Source organism: Enterococcus sp. RIT-PI-f (genome assembly GCF_001297065.1).
In the GTDB taxonomy this organism is placed as follows: domain Bacteria; phylum Bacillota; class Bacilli; order Lactobacillales; family Enterococcaceae; genus Enterococcus_D.
The window spans coordinates 155043-172876 of the sequence record NZ_LHOX01000005.1; the positions used below are offsets into that span (position 1 = coordinate 155043).

Here is a 17834-nt window from a genome sequence, read left to right on the forward strand (position 1 = left end):
TCTCAGCTTCATAGCAAAAAAACAATCTATATTTAATGAATGACACAAATAAATCGGTCGCCGTCTTTTTGATTTTTCAAGCAAATTATTTCTCATAGATTGGCGGACATGCTATGGTGATTTTATCACTTGATAAAATTTTAGGAGGAATGTGTATGTTTTTGGCCATCAATGAAATTCGTCACTCGAAATTACGCTATGCCCTGGTTGCTGGGGTCATGTTTTTAATTGCTTATCTCGTCTTTTTTCTGACAGGATTGGCCTATGGGCTGGCACAAGACAATCGGACGGCTGTTGATCAATGGGATGCCTCGCAAATCGTTTTGACGGAGGAAGCCAATGATAATCTGAATATGTCCATGATCCCCCGAAGCACCTTTGATGAGATCAAAGCCGATGAAAAAGCCATACTGGCCCAAACTGCTGGCGTCGTGACCAAAGAAGACAGTAATGAAAAAATCAATGTCAGTTTCTTCGGCATTGACCCAGATCAATTTTTGACACCAACGATCACTGAGGGAAATCTATTTTCCTCAGATGATGAAGCAGTCGCCGATCATAGTGTGGCCGATGAGTATGGACTTGCTATTGGCGATATTGTTCAATTGGCCGGCAGTGATAAAGAACTAAAAATCGTGGGCTTTACCGAAGATGCCCGTTTCAATGTGGCGCCTGTCTTTTATACCTCGATTGGTGCGTATCAGGAAATCCGGTTTGAAACGCAAGACGATAGTGACCAAGCCAGAATCAATGCCATTGTGATTCGCGGGAATATCGATGCACTCCCAGACGACCTCGTCGCAACCTCGATCACTGATTTCATCAATGAATTACCTGGATATAGTGCCCAAGTCTTGACCTTCGGCTTTATGATTGGTTTCTTGATCGTGATTGCAGCGATCGTGATTGGTATTTTTGTCTATGTCTTAACGATGCAAAAAGCCGACATCTTTGGTGTCATGAAAGCCCAAGGCATTTCTAGCCGCTATATTTCATTTTCTGTTATCGCGCAAACCTTCTTACTAGCGGCTTGCGGTGTGCTTGCAGGTGTCTTGGTCACAGTCGGCACATCCCTAGTGCTCCCTGCATCGGTGCCCTTTCAAATCAATTGGTTGTTTTATCTCATATTAAGTATGCTAATGATCGTGATCGCTATGATCGGTGCCTTCTTTTCTGTACGCACCATCGTCAAAATTGATCCGTTGAAAGCCATTGGATAGGAGGAAGCATATGAGCGCAATCGAATTCAAACAAGTAGAAAAATCATTTAAAGATGGAGATACTCAGATCGAAGCATTAAAAGAAACCAATTTTTCCGTTGAAAAAGGTGAATTTATTGCTATTATCGGGCCTTCCGGTTCAGGTAAAAGCACCTTTTTGACCATTGCTGGCGGGTTGCAAGCACCTTCCAAAGGACAAGTCTTGATCAATAATGAATCCTTTAGTGACCAGAAAGAAAAACAGCGCGCCCAAACCCGTTTTAAAGAAATTGGCTTTATTTTGCAAGCTTCAAACCTTGTGCCTTTCCTTACAGTCAAAAAACAATTACAATTAGTCAATAAAGTCAGCAAAAATACGCAAACCCAGAGTAGTGATGCGTTATTCGCACAATTAGGGATCGCTGATTTGGTCAATAAATATCCCGAAGAATTATCTGGTGGTGAGCGTCAACGCGTAGCCATCGCACGGGCACTCTATCATGATCCTACGATCATTTTGGCCGATGAACCCACAGCGAGCTTAGATTCTAAAAAAGCCATTGAAGTTGTTGAGATCCTTGCCAAAGAAACCAAAGAAAAAGAAAAAGCCACCATCATGGTTACCCACGATACACGCCTGATCGATTATTGTGATCGCGTGCTCGTCATGGAGGATGGTGTGCTGACAGAACAGACGCATCAAAAAAAAGCTGTTGATTCAAAGAATCAATCAAAGGAGTTCGAATGAAAAAGATTATTGTTGTCGGTGCGGGTGTCGCCAGCTTATCTGCCGCCGTCCGTTTGCAAAAATTAGGCTATCAAGTCACCTTATATGAAAAAGAAAGCCGTCCGGGCGGCAAAATGAATCAAATCCAAGCCCAAGGGTTTACTTTTGATGTTGGTCCCACGATCGTCATGATGCCAGAGATTTACCGAGAAGTGTTCACATTTGCTGGTGTCGATCCAGATGATTACATCCCTATGGAAAAAGTCGATCCGATGCTGGACTTGCATTTTTCAGACCAGGAATCACTTTCTTTTTCCAATGATTTGGTTGAACTCACCAAATCACTTGAAGCAATCTCAGAAGAAGATGCCCAAGGGTATTTCGCCTTCTTAGCCGATATTTATAAACGCTATGTGATTGCCAAAGAGATGTTCATCACCAAATCATTTCGCACATGGCGGGATTTTTACAATCCGAAGTCTTTGTGGGCAGGGTTGAAACTAAAGACCTTTAGTGATGCCTATTCCTCGATTTCAAAATTTGTCAAAGATGATCGTTTGCGCAAGTCATTGGCGTTCCAAACCTTATATATCGGCGTATCCCCTTATCAAGGGCCATCACTGTATACCATTATTCCCATGATCGAATTGATGTATGGCGTCTACTTTATCAAGGGCGGTATGTACACACTGGCGGACAGCCTGGCGCGGTTATTCGAAGAACTTGGTGGTACGATCCATTATGACAGTCCAATAGAAGAAATCGTGATTGAAAACAAGCAAACCAAAGGCATTCGACTTGCCGGCAAGATGATTGATGCTGATGCTGTTGTATGTGGGGCTGATTTTCCTTATGCCATGTCTAGCCTGCTTCCTGATGAGAGAAAACGCGGAAAATATACGGATAAAAAAATTGCCGCGATGGATTATTCCTGTTCTTGCTTCTTGCTCTATCTTGGATTGGACAAAACCTATGACCAAACCGCTTTGCATAATATTTATTTTGCCGATGATTTCAAGAAAAATGTCGATGATCTTTTCGAAGCTGGGCAACTGCCGCAAGATCCTTCCTTCTATTTATACCGGCCAAGTTTAATGGATCCGTCTTTGGCACCTGAAGGTCAAGAAGGATTATATGTCTTGGTGCCTGTACCTGAATTGTCAAAATTCAATGATTGGTCGGATACAGTCATTCAAGCCTATCGTCGACAAGTGATTGATTTGATCAAAGAGAAGACACCTTATCACGATATCGAAGACCATATCGTATTTGAAGACATCTATACACCAGAAACGTTCAAAGGTCGCTTCAATGCCTTTAACGGTGCTACCTTTGGTCTAAAGCCAACTTTGGCTCAAAGCAATTATTATCGCCCGCATAACAAATTTGACTATGCAGAGGGACTCTATTTTTGCGGCAGCAGCACCCACCCTGGCGCAGGGGTGCCGATCGTGATGCAAAGTGCCAAACTAGCTGTAGAGGAGCTGTTGAAAGATGACCGCTAACATGCCCATCGATTTTGATGACTACCAGCAAGACTTTGCCTATTGCGAAGCGATCATCAAGAAACATTCGAAAAATTTTCATACTGCCTTTTCGCAACTGCCAAAAAACAAAGCCCGTAGCGTATATGCAGTTTACGCCTTTTGCCGTCGTGCCGATGATGCCGTGGATGAGTGTCATGATCCGCAATTGTTGGCGAACATGTCGCAACAGCTGCAACGGTTAAAAGATGCTGGCTCCGATCAGGACCGTTTATCCTTGTATCTTGATGACGCTGATCCTGATCAAGCAATTTGGCGCGCTTTAGCTGTTACTTTCATAACCTATGATTTGGCGTATCAGCCTTTCTTTGATTTATTGACTGGTCAAGAACAGGATCTCTCCTTTCAACAACCCGTATCAGAAGCAGAGCTGTCTGACTACAGTTATTATGTAGCCGGCAGTGTCGGATTGATGCTGCTGCCTATTTTATCTAGTCAGGCCAATGCTATTCAAGCACCTGCCAAGCAATTAGGAGAAGCGATGCAACGCACGAATATTTTACGAGATATCGGTGAAGATCTCCGTATGGGCAGGGTTTATCTGCCCAAAGAAACATTGGCGATGTTTCATGTCAGAGAAAATGATTTGTCTCTGGGAAATCAACTTGCTTCTTTTATCGATCTATGGGAATATGAAGCGACGATTGCTGAATCACTATATGATGCTTCCTTTGCAATGATGCCTTTGATCGATCAAGATTGTCGAGAATCATTGCTGGCTGCGGCCCTGATCTACAAAGAGATTCTCCAAGTGATACGCAAGCAGCACTATCAAGTCATCGACAAAAAGCAAGTTGTGCCTAAGCAACGCAAATTACAATTATTGTTTTCAGCAAAAAAAATGCTGCGACAAGCTGATCTGGAGGTCAATTGATGTACGAACAAATTTTACAAGTCGCGGAATCATTTTTTATGCAGCAAGGATATCACGGTACTTCTACCAGACAAATCGCTGATGCACTAGGCATCAAACAACCCAATATCTATTATCATTTCAAAGGCAAGGAAGCCATCTATTTTGAAGTGATGGTAACTTTATCAGAAGAAGTCTCGGTCAATCTTTGGCGTATCTCAAAAGATCCGAACCTCACACTCGCAGAGAAAATCTATGACATGTTTGCTTTTTTGAAAAGGCGTCATCCTGTCAATTTTTATATGATGATGAATGATATTCAGCATTCCGTATCTAAAGAAACCTCATTCAAACTGTATCATTTATGGAAAGAAAATTATCAAAAACCCATCGTCACCTTATTTGAATCTAGCGAAACCAAGATTCGCGGCGGCGTCAGTCCAGAATTTGCCACGAGTCAATTGTTTATTTTGTTGGCTGCGCATTTGGATGTCAATCAAGCCCATGATCAAATGGCGCCGGCGATCGATTTGTTTCTATATGGATTGATCAACGATCAGCCAGAGGCTTCACGCTAACTGAAAACAACTAGACACCTGTATCTATTTGATGTAAAATCTGACGGTATATGTAATGAGAGGAAGTCCTTTTATGTCTAAAAACCGCATCGAAGCTTTTACTGATGCAGTCATCGTCATTGTGATGACGTTGCTGGTGCTCGAACTTCACCAACCTGAAGGGGATACTTTTGCTGCTTTTCTTGGCGTCGAACATTAATTTATTATCTATTTGATCAGTTTCATTATGCTAGCAACTTATTGGAACAACCACCACCATTTATTTCAAATCGTGCATAAAATCAATGGCTGGACTTTATGGACCAATCACCTGCTGATTCAAGCGTTGACCTTGTTTCCATTTGTTACCTCTTGGGTCAGTCAGTACCCCACGGCACTTGCGCCGCAAATGCTGTATGGCTGAGTGATCTTGTTGACAGACTTCAGTTTTTTTCTTTTGGGGCGTTCATTAGTCGAAGCCAATCCTGAGAATCAGGGACTCTTACACTTGTTTCAAGGATACCGCAAACTTTATTTCACTTTGTTCATCAACTGCCTCGCCTTGCTTATGGGCTGGTTGATCCATCCACTCTCTGTGATCATCATGGATAGTCTTGTTTTGATTTTATGGGTGATCCCTGAAAAAAAGTTGAAACGTTGATTAAATAAACATGCAGCAAAGTACTGATAGAACCAGTAGGCTTTGCTGCATGTTTTTTTATCTAATCAAATCTGTTCCTGGTGCGTGCATGACTTGCTCCACTTGCTCGACAGTCGTCAAACAGACATCACCTAACATCGTATGCGCCAAGACAGCATTGTTAATGGCAAATGTGGCGGTTTTTTCGATGGTCCATTTTTGGTTATATCCATAGAGGATACCTGCTGCATACGCATCGCCGGCCCCGATTCTGTCAAGAACTTGCAGCAATTGTGCTTCTGATTCGTACGCTTCGGTTTGTGTAATAAGCTTGCCACTGATCAATTGTTGATCAGCAACTGCCATTCGATTCGTGCCACAGAACCATTTGATGTCATACTGCTGCATAAAAGATTGAACCAACTGCTCATCTGTTTCGTCAGTAAAAGCTTTGCGATAATCTAATAATTCAGCAAGGTCCCGTGTCGAACCAAACACAATATCACAATATGGCAAAATCGTTTCGTACCTTTTTTTCAATTTAGCCCGATCGGCTTCGTCATTCAAGCTGGGGCGGAAATTAAAATCAAAACAAACAGCCACTTGCTGCTGTTTTGCCGCTTGGACCAATGCCAAAGCGGTTTGCCAAGTAGATTTTGTTAGGCTCAAAGAGATACCGCAGATGTGCAGCAAATCAATTTGTGCTAAAAATGCTTCCACATCATAGCTATCCGGGCCCGAAACACCAAATGAACTATTGTGGCGATTTTGATAGGTGACATAAGTTGGCCTAGCGCCATACCCTACTTCTGCAAAATAACTGCCGATGTGGTTATGTCGTTTGCCGACAAATGTGGTTTGGATGCCATAAGTTTGTAAATTGGCTTTTGCTGTATCACCTAAACGATTGTCTGGAACTTGTGTCAACAGTGCGGTATCTAAGCCAAAATGCGCCAAGTTTCCCAATAGATTGACGCCAGTTCCAGTAAAGTCCATACGCAATGAATGGGTTTGTTCCAATGTTCGATATTCAGGTGGTGTCAAACGCATCATCACTTCACCATACGCACCTATTCGCATCATTACCCCTCCATTTGTCCAGACGCTGCTAACACTTTTTTGGTTATTGCTAAGAGCGTTTTGACATCTTCAGGTCTTGTATCGCCCGTATGTGCGTCAATGATCGAGCTATAAATATGAGGAATGATTTTTTTGACCCCCGCATTCACGGCAATTTGCAGAATTTCTTCATAGTTGTCAAGGTCAATACCACCGGTGGGTTCCAAATAAAAATCGTTCGCTCCACAGGCTTTTGCTACTGCTTCGAATTCGTCCTTATGCGCCAAACCTTTCATCGGAAAGTACTTCACAGAACTTGCGCCCATATCCTTAAGCAAAGCAATTGCCGTTTCAACCGGAACATCCGCAGCAACTTGTTGGCTGCTCAAGGGACCAGTTGCTATATTGACGAATCCGACTTTTCCTGTTGGCGAAACCAACGCATTGATCACTGTTTCTGACTGGCCTAAAAGTGCTCTCGAAGCTGCAGCGCCAGTAAAGACTTGGTTGACATGTTGCGGTTGCAATACAGCTGAGATACGCGTGACCATCGCGCTTTGATTTGGATCACCTGCGCCTAATCCTACTGAGAGCGCATTGTTTGTTACGGCTTGATAGCGTTTCATGTCTTCGATAGCCGCTTCATCCGTAGGATAATTCTTGGATAGCACCCCTAAAACAACATGTCCCTCTGCTGCTTCATAACAAGCTTCTGCATTTTCAACCGAATTCGCCAAGACATTCAGGCAAACGCGTTGATTTAAATAATTTGGTGTTACATTCATTGGTTTGACTCTCCTATCATAATTTGTTGCAATCTTTTGATGATGGTGCGCATTTCATCGCCATCTACAGCCCGAATATCAAATTCAATGATCCCATTGTTGGCTTGATATTCTCTGGTATAAATTGCTGGATCAGCCGCCTTTAAGGCTGTGATCACATTCACTGCCGATCCATTGATCACTTTCACGCTGGCTCTATAGATATCCCGACCCGCGCCATCTTGCACTATGGTTCCTTCTAATCCTGTAATTTGATTGACCGCGTCAATAAAAGGCTGAAGCCGTTGTATCATGGATGCGCCTGATTCAGTTCCCTCTGCTAGATAGCTGACCACCGCTTCAGTAAAACCAAGCATATTGTCCTTGCCAATCTTCATTGATCGTCCAATGCCTTTAGACTGTAGACGTACCCATTCGATATATTGCGCTTTACCGATCACTAAGCCAGCACTCGGACCCGATAGGGCTTTGGCACCAGAGTAAATCACTAAATCGGCACCAGCTTCGCTGTAGGCAAACAAGTCTTCTTCGGCAGCAGCATCCACGATCAATGGTAGATGGTACGCTTGTGCAACTTCCGCTGCTTGTGCAACAGTCAGCATGCTTTTTTGCACAGTGTGGTGACTTTTGATATATAAAATCGCTGCTGTTTCTGGTGTGATCATTTGGGCAATATGCGCCGCCGTACACATATTGGCGTAGCCAGCTTCTACTACTGTTCCGCCACCTTGTTCCACCATGACTTCAACAGGTGTCCCATAGTCTACGTTATGGCCTTTAGGTAGAATGATGTCTCGCTTGGTGATTTTCGAACTATAAGGATGATAGAGGTGATACATATCTCCTTGTCCAATTACAGCAGCGACAGACTGGGCAATCCCTGCCGAAGCTGAAGATACGATCTGGGCATCTTCTACCTTTAGTGACTTGGCTAAGTAGGCACCCGTTTTCACAGCCAAATCAGCCATGTCGAAAAAATGTTCCCCGCCATATCTCTGCGCTTCTAAAACCCCGCTGCTTACTTTAGATACACCTAATACCGTCATTTTTCCAGAGGCATTGATCACTTCTTTCAAGTCAAGATCGTCAATCGTTAGTTTCAAAAAGTTCTCCTCCAATCACCGCTATTGTTGGAATGATCTGCACCGATGTCGTCCTCGTGTTGCCGTTTGAATCAGTCAACACTTTGTCTTCTTCTTTAAAAGAAAAAATCGTCAAATCTGCATCATATCCTACAGCAATTTTGCCTTTATTATTTAGACGAAATTGCGCTGCAGGTGCTGCAGTTACTTTCTCAATGATCTCTTTCCAATCATATCCTATAACAGCTAATTTTTCCATTGTCGTTGCTAGGTCATAAACTGGTCCGTTGGTTCGATTACGAATATAAATATCTGAACTGATTGATGAAGCTTTGATTCCTGCGGCTAAGGCATGTTCAGCTACGTCAAAGTTAAAACTGTCCGTACCATGACCAATATCAAAGGCAATGCCTTTATGGTACGCATCAAAGACAAAGGATTTGATTGATTGGTTCTCTTGGTTCAAGATCCCATTTTCTTTCCCATTGAAACAATGGGTCAAGACATCTCCTTGTTCCATGTGCGCTAAGATTGTTTCGAGAGAAGGTGGTGCGGAACCAATATGGACCATCAAAGGCAAACTTTGATTGGCATTTTGGATCTCCTTTGCAAGCACTAATGGCTTGATGCCATTCTCGCCAATCACCGTCTTACTCATTCTGGCTTTCAATCCAACGATGAAATCAGGACATGTGCGCAAAGCTTGCGCTACTAAGTCAAATTTGATTTTTGATAAATCAGCTAGTTCATCTTGCGCCACGATTCCCCACTTCGATATATTGACTAATGCATAAACATTGGTCGTCGCTTCTTTTGCCAAGTCATAGAACCGATGAATGTTTTCAGCACCCGTTGTTCCTGCATCAATGACCGTTGTCACGCCCTGTTTATACCCAATCTCGTCTGGGTAATCATAATATAAGCTCATTTCTTCAAAGCAATGCACATGATCATCGATCCAGCCTGCCGAAATAAATGCGCCTTCTTCCAAGTGATACTCATTGACAGCGGAATCTTTGATCTGAGATTCAATTTTGACAATTTTTCCATCTTTGATCGCAATATCCATCTTCTTATGATCGATCGTCTGCGCATCACGAATAATCAAATCAAACATCCAGTTTCGTTCCTTTCTTTTCACTAAACGTGAATTTAGACCATGGGTGAATAAAGTCTAACAACAATCGATCTGATTCAGCGATTTGACCGACTTTGTTTTTGCGTTCATCCGTATGCGGTTCTAAAACGATTTGCAACTCGTTTTTATACTTGCCAAAGCCATCGTTTCCGATAACGACATCGCCTCTTTGAAACATATTCAGATGGTCGTGGGCAGGATTGGCTTCGTTTTTATACTTTTTGCGTACTTCTGTAGAACGGATCATGCGAGCGGTAATATCGCCGCGACGATAATGTTGTTCCTTCAATGCGATTTGTCGTTCAAGGACGGAAACTTCTGGTTCAAACGCAAGCGCAAAGGCAATTTGATAACGATCAATGGCGCCCATTGCCGCCAACTCTGCTTCTGAAGCATAGGCATTCCCAATGATCACATCATCAATCACACCCGTAGCAAATAAGTGTTTGGCAGCTGCTTCTGCTGGCAAATGGCGGTGCATTTCTAACGTAGGTAGACCATCATTGATATCCCAAGGACCGATTTTACCGCTATGCGCGGTAACAAAAGCAGCTGTACGAATGCCCTTGTCTTTAAAGCGCCGACTGCATTGCATAAAGAAATCATAAGGCAACCCTGTGCCTTCTTGCGGATAGAAATTGTGGCAGCCATAAAGGAAAGGAACATTGGCCTGATAAGTCAAAATATTATCTAAATAAGCCACATCATTGCTCATATTGAGTTCAATCGCTAAACCAAATGGATTATATGTCAACATCGCTTCTTTATTGCCATCAAAACCAAGATCTAAACGAATCCCATCTGCGCCAAGCTCGTGGAAGAACGTCAAATCGTCATAAGAGATCTCCAGTTCTTCAAAAATACTTGGTGCCACGTCTAAAATCGTTTCAAATCCAAGTGATTTGCCATAATCAATCAGCTCTTTAAACTTTCGTTTGACTTTTTCTTTGCCCTCAGTCACTTCCAGCATACTCATAAAAATACGGCTAAACCCATAACGGTGCGCCAATGCTAGGTAGGCTTTGTCATCCTCAAGATTGCTGTGGTCTGGGTAGACCGAGATCCCTAATTGTCTTTTCAAAATTGATTCAACCTCATTTCTTCCTAAAAAATTATCAATAGCAGCAACCTGATTGATTGCTGTATATCAGGTGTTATTCCTCTGTCGTTTCTTCAGCTAACTCTCGTTCAATTTGTTGTTTTTCAAATACCTTAAAGAAAGGATAATAAATGGCTAACGTGATCAAAAAGTTGACGATTACCAGCACACCCGCAGCAATACTCCAGTTGGTACTCATCCATGCGGCTATCGGCGCAGGAATGGCAAAACCCAATCTCGCTGCCATCATGGGTACAATCCCAGTCGTCGTTGCAAAGTAAGAAATCGTTGTCGTGATCAGTGGTGCCACTAAAAACGGAATGCCCAAAATGGGATTCATCACGATTGGTGCCCCAAAGATCACTGGTTCATTGATATTGAATAACCCTGGTAAGAGTGATAAGCGACCCAATTGCTTCAAATATTTTGACTTCGAGAATACGAATAAAACCACCAGCGCAAGTGTCGTCCCTGCCCCACCAATCCAGACAAACCATTGTAAAAATTGCTCAGTGAAGATGTTGGGCAAATCATGGGCATTACCTGAAAGTTGAAAGGCATCCATATTTTCTGCAATAGAGATATCCCAAAATGGACGAATAACCGGCCCCATGATCGCTGGACCGTGGATACCTAAAACCCAGAAGAAACAAATCAAGAAAACAGTCAATAAACCGCCAAACAAACTGTTCCCCGCCAATACATCTTTCAGAGGCATCAGTAAATTACTTAAGAAGGCATTGATATCAAACCCGATGATGTGACGAATCACCCAGAATAACACTAATATTGCGCCACCAGGAATCAAAGCCATAAATGAATTTGTGACCTCTGGTGGTACACCGTCCGGCATTTTGATGGTAATGTTTTTAACAATAAAGAAGCGATAAATTTCTACCGAGAGAATAGCGGTAACGATTGCACCGAACAAAGAGCCCGAGCCTAAATTTGCGACATTGATATATCGTCCCGTATCAATGACACCTTCCACTGATTCAAGTACACGGATCGGCGGGGCAGCGGTTACAAGAAAGGCCATCGTAGCTAAAATACCTGCTGTCAAAGCGTCTAATTTGTAACTTTTTGCCAAAGAAGATGCAATCCCAAAAGTAGCGTATAATGCCAATAATCCTACCGTATAGCGAAATGGAATATCTAATACTTCACGATATGGCTCAATCAGTGCAGCCACAGATTCAATCGGAAAATTCAGTAATATCGTAAAGAATGATCCCACGATCGTTAACGGCAAAGTTGCAATGATCCCTTTCCGTATGGCCACCATGTGTCGTTGCATGCCCACTTTATTCGCAACTGGCATCAATTTTTCTTCAATAAATGCGACAAACCCGTTCATATAACTCCTCCTAATTATAACATTATAATGTTTACGAAGGAAATGATAACATAAGAATATGAAACAGTAAATATAATTTTTTCACTAAAAAGACGTTTAGTTGAACTGAAACGTCTTTTTCATTCATATAGCAAATCATTTTTTAATGTTTTTTTCTCGCTTCTTTAGGTCTATATTGATACATAAATCTATTTTGAATAATCGTACAAGAGATAAGCAGAATCATAATGAACACCAATTGATAAGATGTATGAACTAGTAAGAAAAAGAAAAAAGATATGCAAGCTAGCCCGATGACCAAAAATACCCAAAAAGATACACAGATGGAAGCATTCAGTCTTTCCATTAAAATATTGCTACCTAAAATAAGGACAAAAGCCAATAGTAAGAAGCTCAATCTTGATCACTTTCTTTCATACTTTCTAGTTCTTGTGCAACTTGAATTTTTTCGAAGGCTTTAAAAAATGGATAGTAAATAGCTAAAGAAACAAAGAAGCAAACAAAGACCATTACACAGGCAACCCAATTCCAATTAGATGTGATCAAAGCACCCAAAGGAGCTGGGATTGAAAATGGCGGTTTTACCATCATTTTTGGCATCCAGTTCAATGCTGTAACGATATAAACAATAATTGTATTCGCGATTGGTACTAAAATAAATGGAATAGCTAATAATGGATTCATCACGATTGGTGTTCCAAAAATCATCGGTTCATTAATATTAAATATTCCAGGTAAAATAGATAATCTACCTAATTGTTTTAAATATTTTGAGCGAGAGAACATGAAAAGAACGACTAAGGCAAGAGTTGCACCTGTTCCACCCATTTGTGCATACCATTGATAGAATTGCTCTGTAAATAAATTAGGTAAATCAAATGCAGAGGTTCCATTTTGGAATAACTCGGCATTTTCAAGGATAGCTTGATCCCAGAATGGACGAATAATAGGTCCTAATACAGCATGTCCATGAATACCAAGAACCCAGAAAACACAAATGACAAACTGCGTGATCACGCCGCCTATCAGGTTATTCCCTGTTAAAAAGCCTTTCAATGGTGATATAGCAATTGTTAATAGCCCATTCAAATCAAAATTAAAGAAGTGTCTTGGAATCCAAAAAACCAAAATAACTAATAACGTAGGTAGAAGTGCGGCAAACGATTCACCAACTACCGGTGGGACTCCATCTGGCATAGATATTTCTAATTTCTTTGCTTTAGTGAAATGATAAATTTCAACTGATAACAATGCAGCAATAATGGCACCGAATAGTCCCTGAGAACCTAGCGCTGCAATAGGCAGATATCTTCCTGATGCAACTGCTTCTCCTGTCGTACTGATACCTTCAGCTAAGTTAATTGGAACAACCATCAAGACTGTAGCAAGCATAGATAAAAAGCCACTTGTTATCCGGTCTAGTTTATAGCTCGCTCCGAGATTTGACCCAATAGTGAAAGAAGCGTATAGCGACATTAACCCAACTGTAAAACGAAACGGAACATCTAACGCCGCCAGATAAGGTGCAACCCAATCCGTATAACCTGGAATAGGTAAGTTTAGAATAATTGTAAAAAATGATCCTACGATCGTTAGTGGTAAAATGGAAATCAATCCATTTCTCACTGCTTGCAAATGACGTTGCTGACCGATAGCATTTGCTATCGGTAAAAGCTTCATTGCAACTGAATCTAACACTTTCATTGATATAACCCCCTATGTTATAATGAAAAACCTTGATTTAAAATGACATTTTTGAACCATAAACCTGACTTCTTTATTGTTTTCTTACCTGTATGCAAATCCATTCGATAAAATCCATACCGATTTTTGAAGGCATTTTGCCAACTCCAACAGTCTACAAATGTCCACATATGATAACCTAAGCAATTGCTGCCTTCCTCTATCGCTTGATGCAAAGCAATTAAGTGTTCTTCCAAAAATTTGATTCTATAATCATCTTCTACAATACCATTATTAATAAACGCCTCCTCTCCCTCAATACCAATCCCATTTTCTGAAACAAACCAATCAATGTTGCCATATTCATTTTGAATTTTCTTAGCGATATCATACAGTCCGTTCGGGTAAATCTCTATGCCTCTAGAAGTATTCATTCTTCTACCTGGCATTTCGTAATTATCATAAAACCATTCAGGTGAGAATACGCCATTTGTATTTGGTAATGAATCTCTGGCTTTTACTCTTCGAGGTCGATAATAATTTATACCTAAGATATCTATTCTAGTTTGGGCTATCAATGACAAATCGTCCGTTGATACTTCTGGCATTTGATCATATTGGTTCAAAATCACTTTCAATTTTTCTGGATAGTGTCCTTTCAAAATTGCGTCATTTAAAGATCGAGTATAAAATAAATCTGCCATCTCAGCGGCTTTTAGATCGGCCGGATTCTGACTTCTTGGATAGACTGGAATGACATCCATTATAATCCCTATTTTTCCAGAATATTGTCCTTCTCTAAATACTTTCACTGCACCGCAATGTGCTAAAACAATATGATGGAGTACTTGTGCAGCTCTTTTGAAATCTACAATATACGGATAATGACGATCATGAAGGTAGCCCGCTTCCGCTGGAATCATTGGTTCATTAAAAGTAAACCAATAGGAAACTTTATCGCCGAATAGATCAAAGCAAGTTTTCGCATAGTCACAATATGCTTTGATAACTGCTTTGTTTTCGAATCCTCCTATTTCTTGCATTTTCATTGGCATGTCAAAGTGATACAAATTGATAAACGGTTTAATTCCTCTCTTATTCAAACCATCTAACACATTATGATAAAATTGGACTGCTTCTGGATTCACTTGACCAACCCCTTCAGGTATCAAACGTGACCAAGAAATGGATGTCCTGAATGAATTGAAGGATAGATCAGCTAACCTATCCAAATCTCCTTGATAATCTTCATAAAATCTTGATGTACTCGCTGTTGTCACACCTTCATAGAATCGATCATTGAATTTTTTTGATGCATAATCCCAAATATTTTCACCCTTTCCATCTGTTGTAGTTCTACCCTCAGATTGTGTCGCACTTGTTGCAGCACCCCAAAAAAAATCTTTAGAAAATGTGTATTTCATTTAATCTCCTCCAAAAGCATACGCTTACATTTTTAACATCGAAAGTATAACACGTACTACACTAGATAAACTGGTATAATAAATTCCAGCATGGTATTTCATCATTTGTCATTTGTTTCAAAAAAAAAACGATTTGTTACGGAGGTTGACATGTTATTTTTAGACTATAATCCCGCGTTAACACAACTAGAATATGAAATATATCATTATATTTCCCAACACCTCTCATCTGTATCAAAAATGAAAATCAAAGATTTGGCTTTAGCCACACATACAAGTACAGCTAGCATAAGCCGTTTTTGTAAAAAATTTGATTGTGACACTTATACAGAATTCAAAGTAAATCTCAAGATGTATGTTGCGTCCCTAGTTAAATCTAAAACACTAGATAGCGACGAATCGCAAACAATCGATTTTTTACAACGTATGAGTCAGCCTTTTCTAAAAACAAGAATTGATGCTGCAACTGCTATTTTAAAAGAAAAAAGCTTAGTTCTTTTTATTGGATCTGGACTATCTGAAACAATCGCTGAATACGGTGCTCTGTATTTTACTGACCTAGGTAAAGCAGCATTAAAAGTAGATGATCCATCAAATTATCCAATCGATTGGTTTCCAGAGGATATTTTAGAGAAAACATGCATTATTGTACTATCAATATCCGGTGAAACGCAGGAGATGATTCGATATTTACAGAAACTAAATCAAAAGAAATGTCAGATTATAGCCATTACCAATTCTGAAAATTCAACAATTAGTCAATTATCCAGCCTCACTGTGCCATATTATATCGAACGTGAAACTATCTATAAAACAAGCAATAAAAAAGATAAAACCATTGAACTGACGTCCCAACTGCCAGCCATTTACTTAATAGAAAAAATAGCCAAAAGAATACGTCTGTCAGAAGAAATTTTCTGATAGACGTATTCTTTTAACCAACTAGATAGTCAAATATCAATTCAATTATATATAAAAATGGCATCTGTGATAAGGCAAGATCCGAACTTTTGCCTTCTGCATAATAATAAGACAAAGAATAATCCGCCAAACTTGAAATAGTCGAAAGTGATTTGTTTGTTATTGAAATTGTTTGAATGAGCGTTTCTTTACATGCGAGCAATAAATTTTCAATCCTTTGATCTTGTCCTGAATTAGAGAGTACTAAAAAACAAGCTGATTGCTTCATATGGCTAAAAATTGGTTGCAGTATTTCTATATTATCTTGGATTGGCACAATTATTTTGTTCAGAAGACTCAATTTTTTTAGTGCATATGAGACTGCAATATCAGCTTCTTGATCCCCCAAAACAAAAATAATCTCCGATTGCCTTAATTTTTTTGCAATATCATTTAACTGTTGTTTGTAGCTATCTTCTTCCATGCGCTCATAAAAGTATCTCATAGATTTGAATGTACTCGATAGTGTTTTATCAAAAGATTTACTTTGATTCCGAGTAGTTTTGAGCTTAATTTTGAACTCAGAAAATCCATCACAATCAAATTTTCTACAGAATCGTATAATCGAAGTTGTACTTGTGTGATTGGATGCGGCAAGTTGCCTTATGGTCATCTTAGAAACTTCCTCCTGGTGATTCACAACAAAATTAAATAGTTGGCTTTCTTTCTGACTAAAGTTCTTACCATACGGTGTCAATTCCAAAATTAGCGTCTCCTTTACTTTTCATAAAATTCCTACATAAGCTAAAAATATTATAGAAAAATTTCCGTATTCATTCTAATTTCCACGTAATATCGCCTCAACAACGCTTCTCAAAAATATAATCATCCATCACAAAACCCGCTCCTATATCTGCCACACGTTCCCCGACTTTCACAAATCCTCGATGTTCGTATACAGCAATAGCTTGTTGATTGTCTTTATTAACATTCAGATGCAGCGTCTTTCCTGCAGCCAAAGTTTCATACCAGTCAAAGACAGCACTGGCATAGCCTTTTCCTCTTGTCGTGTGATCTAAATACAATTTGCTTAAATAGAGTTGTGCATCGGTTTCTTCATATGCCGTATAGCCCACCGATCGCCCTTCTTCTTCTAAAATCAAGTAAACTGCACCTGCTTGGATCTCTTTTGTGATCACTTCTAATGATTGATAATGTGCCAGCATATAATTGACCTGTGCTGCGCCAATGATTGGTTCAAATACTTCTGGCCAAATCCGTTGGATCAAATTTATTAAAGTTTGATAATCCTGATCAGATTGCACGATTGTTTTATTTAGCACGGATGTATCGCCTCTCTTTATACTTTTTAGTCTAGTATACGCAATAAAATCATTTAGTATAACTATATTTTTATGTCTAACAGGTTAAACATTCGACACAGAACACAAGAATCAGCAGATGACCATGTACATGACTGAAACTACTTTACTTATAGCGTCTTGTGAACTACTCACCACTTAGCTAAACCTAACGGTTCTTAACGCTTGAAGTGGGAGCTTCTTGGGAAGAGAGCATACTTGATAGCTTATTTCTTTACTAACAGCGGTGTCTCTTATTTACCAAGCTATCTCCGTAGTTCCTACGGTTCTTGATTCTGTCTAAGCTAACGATTTTATTCTTAGACCTTCGGTCAGAATATTGATACTAGCGTTGATGTCTCGGTCATGATGAGCATGACAAATAGGACAAGTCCATTCTCGAATTTCGAGAGATTTCTTGCCATC

Annotated in this window: 17 protein-coding genes and 1 pseudogene; 7 read left to right on the plus strand and 11 right to left on the minus strand. The window is 40.2% G+C overall.

Annotation, left to right across the window (positions count from 1 at the left end):
- Positions 1-155: 155 nt before the first annotated feature.
- From AEQ18_RS02255 to AEQ18_RS02280, 6 genes and pseudogenes are all read left to right on the plus strand, one after another.
- On the plus strand, positions 156-1220 hold the full coding sequence (locus AEQ18_RS02255) for an ABC transporter permease (protein ID WP_054114745.1): 1065 nt from the start codon (positions 156-158) through the stop codon (positions 1218-1220).
- Positions 1221-1230: 10 nt separating this feature from the next.
- Positions 1231-1947 (plus strand): ABC transporter ATP-binding protein, encoded by a 717-nt coding sequence (locus tag AEQ18_RS02260; protein WP_054114746.1) that lies wholly within the window; start codon positions 1231-1233, stop codon positions 1945-1947.
- Entirely contained in the window at positions 1944-3431 is a 1488-nt protein-coding gene (locus tag AEQ18_RS02265) for a phytoene desaturase family protein (RefSeq protein ID WP_054114747.1), read from the plus strand. The genes AEQ18_RS02260 and AEQ18_RS02265 overlap by 4 nt, the downstream gene beginning before the upstream one ends.
- The gene (locus AEQ18_RS02270) at positions 3421-4344 is read left to right on the plus strand and encodes a phytoene/squalene synthase family protein (protein ID WP_054114748.1); all 924 of its coding nucleotides are present in this window, start codon (positions 3421-3423) and stop codon (positions 4342-4344) included. The genes AEQ18_RS02265 and AEQ18_RS02270 overlap by 11 nt, the downstream gene beginning before the upstream one ends.
- Positions 4344-4901 (plus strand): TetR/AcrR family transcriptional regulator, encoded by a 558-nt coding sequence (locus tag AEQ18_RS02275; RefSeq protein WP_082348577.1) that lies wholly within the window; start codon positions 4344-4346, stop codon positions 4899-4901. Before AEQ18_RS02270 ends, AEQ18_RS02275 begins: the two co-directional genes overlap by 1 nt.
- Positions 4902-4974: 73 nt before the next feature.
- Positions 4975-5541, plus strand: a pseudogene (locus AEQ18_RS02280) (TMEM175 family protein).
- Between the two features lie 57 nt (positions 5542-5598).
- Here the strand turns inward: AEQ18_RS02280 and AEQ18_RS02285 are convergent.
- The 8 genes from AEQ18_RS02285 to AEQ18_RS02320 all read right to left on the minus strand — a co-directional run bounded on the left by AEQ18_RS02285 (position 5599) and on the right by AEQ18_RS02320 (position 15147).
- Positions 5599-6600, minus strand: coding sequence for a sugar kinase (locus AEQ18_RS02285; protein ID WP_152911863.1), 1002 nt, complete (start codon positions 6598-6600; stop codon positions 5599-5601).
- A gap of 2 nt (positions 6601-6602) precedes the next feature.
- Entirely contained in the window at positions 6603-7364 is a 762-nt protein-coding gene (gene dagF / locus AEQ18_RS02290; RefSeq protein WP_054114750.1) for a 2-dehydro-3-deoxy-phosphogluconate aldolase, read from the minus strand.
- On the minus strand, positions 7361-8467 hold the full coding sequence (locus AEQ18_RS02295) for a DgaE family pyridoxal phosphate-dependent ammonia lyase (protein WP_054114751.1): 1107 nt from the start codon (positions 8465-8467) through the stop codon (positions 7361-7363). Before AEQ18_RS02295 ends, dagF begins: the two co-directional genes overlap by 4 nt.
- A complete protein-coding gene (locus AEQ18_RS02300) occupies positions 8451-9563 on the minus strand; it encodes an amidohydrolase/deacetylase family metallohydrolase (RefSeq protein WP_054114752.1) in 1113 nt (370 codons plus the stop codon). Before AEQ18_RS02300 ends, AEQ18_RS02295 begins: the two co-directional genes overlap by 17 nt.
- Complete coding sequence (locus tag AEQ18_RS02305; protein ID WP_054114753.1) at positions 9556-10665, minus strand: DUF871 domain-containing protein; 1110 nt, start codon at positions 10663-10665, stop codon at positions 9556-9558. The genes AEQ18_RS02300 and AEQ18_RS02305 overlap by 8 nt, the downstream gene beginning before the upstream one ends.
- 73 nt (positions 10666-10738) lie before the next feature.
- On the minus strand, positions 10739-12040 hold the full coding sequence (locus AEQ18_RS02310) for a PTS sugar transporter subunit IIC (RefSeq protein ID WP_054114754.1): 1302 nt from the start codon (positions 12038-12040) through the stop codon (positions 10739-10741).
- Between the two features lie 393 nt (positions 12041-12433).
- A complete protein-coding gene (locus tag AEQ18_RS02315; RefSeq protein WP_054114755.1) occupies positions 12434-13744 on the minus strand; it encodes a PTS sugar transporter subunit IIC in 1311 nt (436 codons plus the stop codon).
- A gap of 17 nt (positions 13745-13761) precedes the next feature.
- A complete protein-coding gene (locus AEQ18_RS02320) occupies positions 13762-15147 on the minus strand; it encodes a glycoside hydrolase family 1 protein (protein ID WP_054114756.1) in 1386 nt (461 codons plus the stop codon).
- A gap of 150 nt (positions 15148-15297) precedes the next feature.
- Between AEQ18_RS02320 and AEQ18_RS02325 the strand changes: the two genes are divergently transcribed.
- Positions 15298-16068, plus strand: coding sequence for a MurR/RpiR family transcriptional regulator (locus AEQ18_RS02325; protein ID WP_054114757.1), 771 nt, complete (start codon positions 15298-15300; stop codon positions 16066-16068).
- A gap of 13 nt (positions 16069-16081) precedes the next feature.
- Here AEQ18_RS02325 and AEQ18_RS02330 read toward each other — a convergent pair whose 3' ends face one another.
- From AEQ18_RS02330 to AEQ18_RS15325, 3 genes are all read right to left on the minus strand, one after another.
- On the minus strand, positions 16082-16810 hold the full coding sequence (locus AEQ18_RS02330; RefSeq protein ID WP_054114758.1) for a MurR/RpiR family transcriptional regulator: 729 nt from the start codon (positions 16808-16810) through the stop codon (positions 16082-16084).
- Between the two features lie 97 nt (positions 16811-16907).
- Positions 16908-17390, minus strand: a complete 483-nt coding sequence (locus AEQ18_RS02335; protein WP_054114759.1) for a GNAT family N-acetyltransferase — start codon at positions 17388-17390, stop codon at positions 16908-16910.
- A 318-nt stretch (positions 17391-17708) separates the two neighbouring features.
- Positions 17709-17834: zinc ribbon domain-containing protein (locus AEQ18_RS15325; RefSeq protein ID WP_152911862.1), on the minus strand; the 126-nt coding region annotated here is incomplete at its 5' end.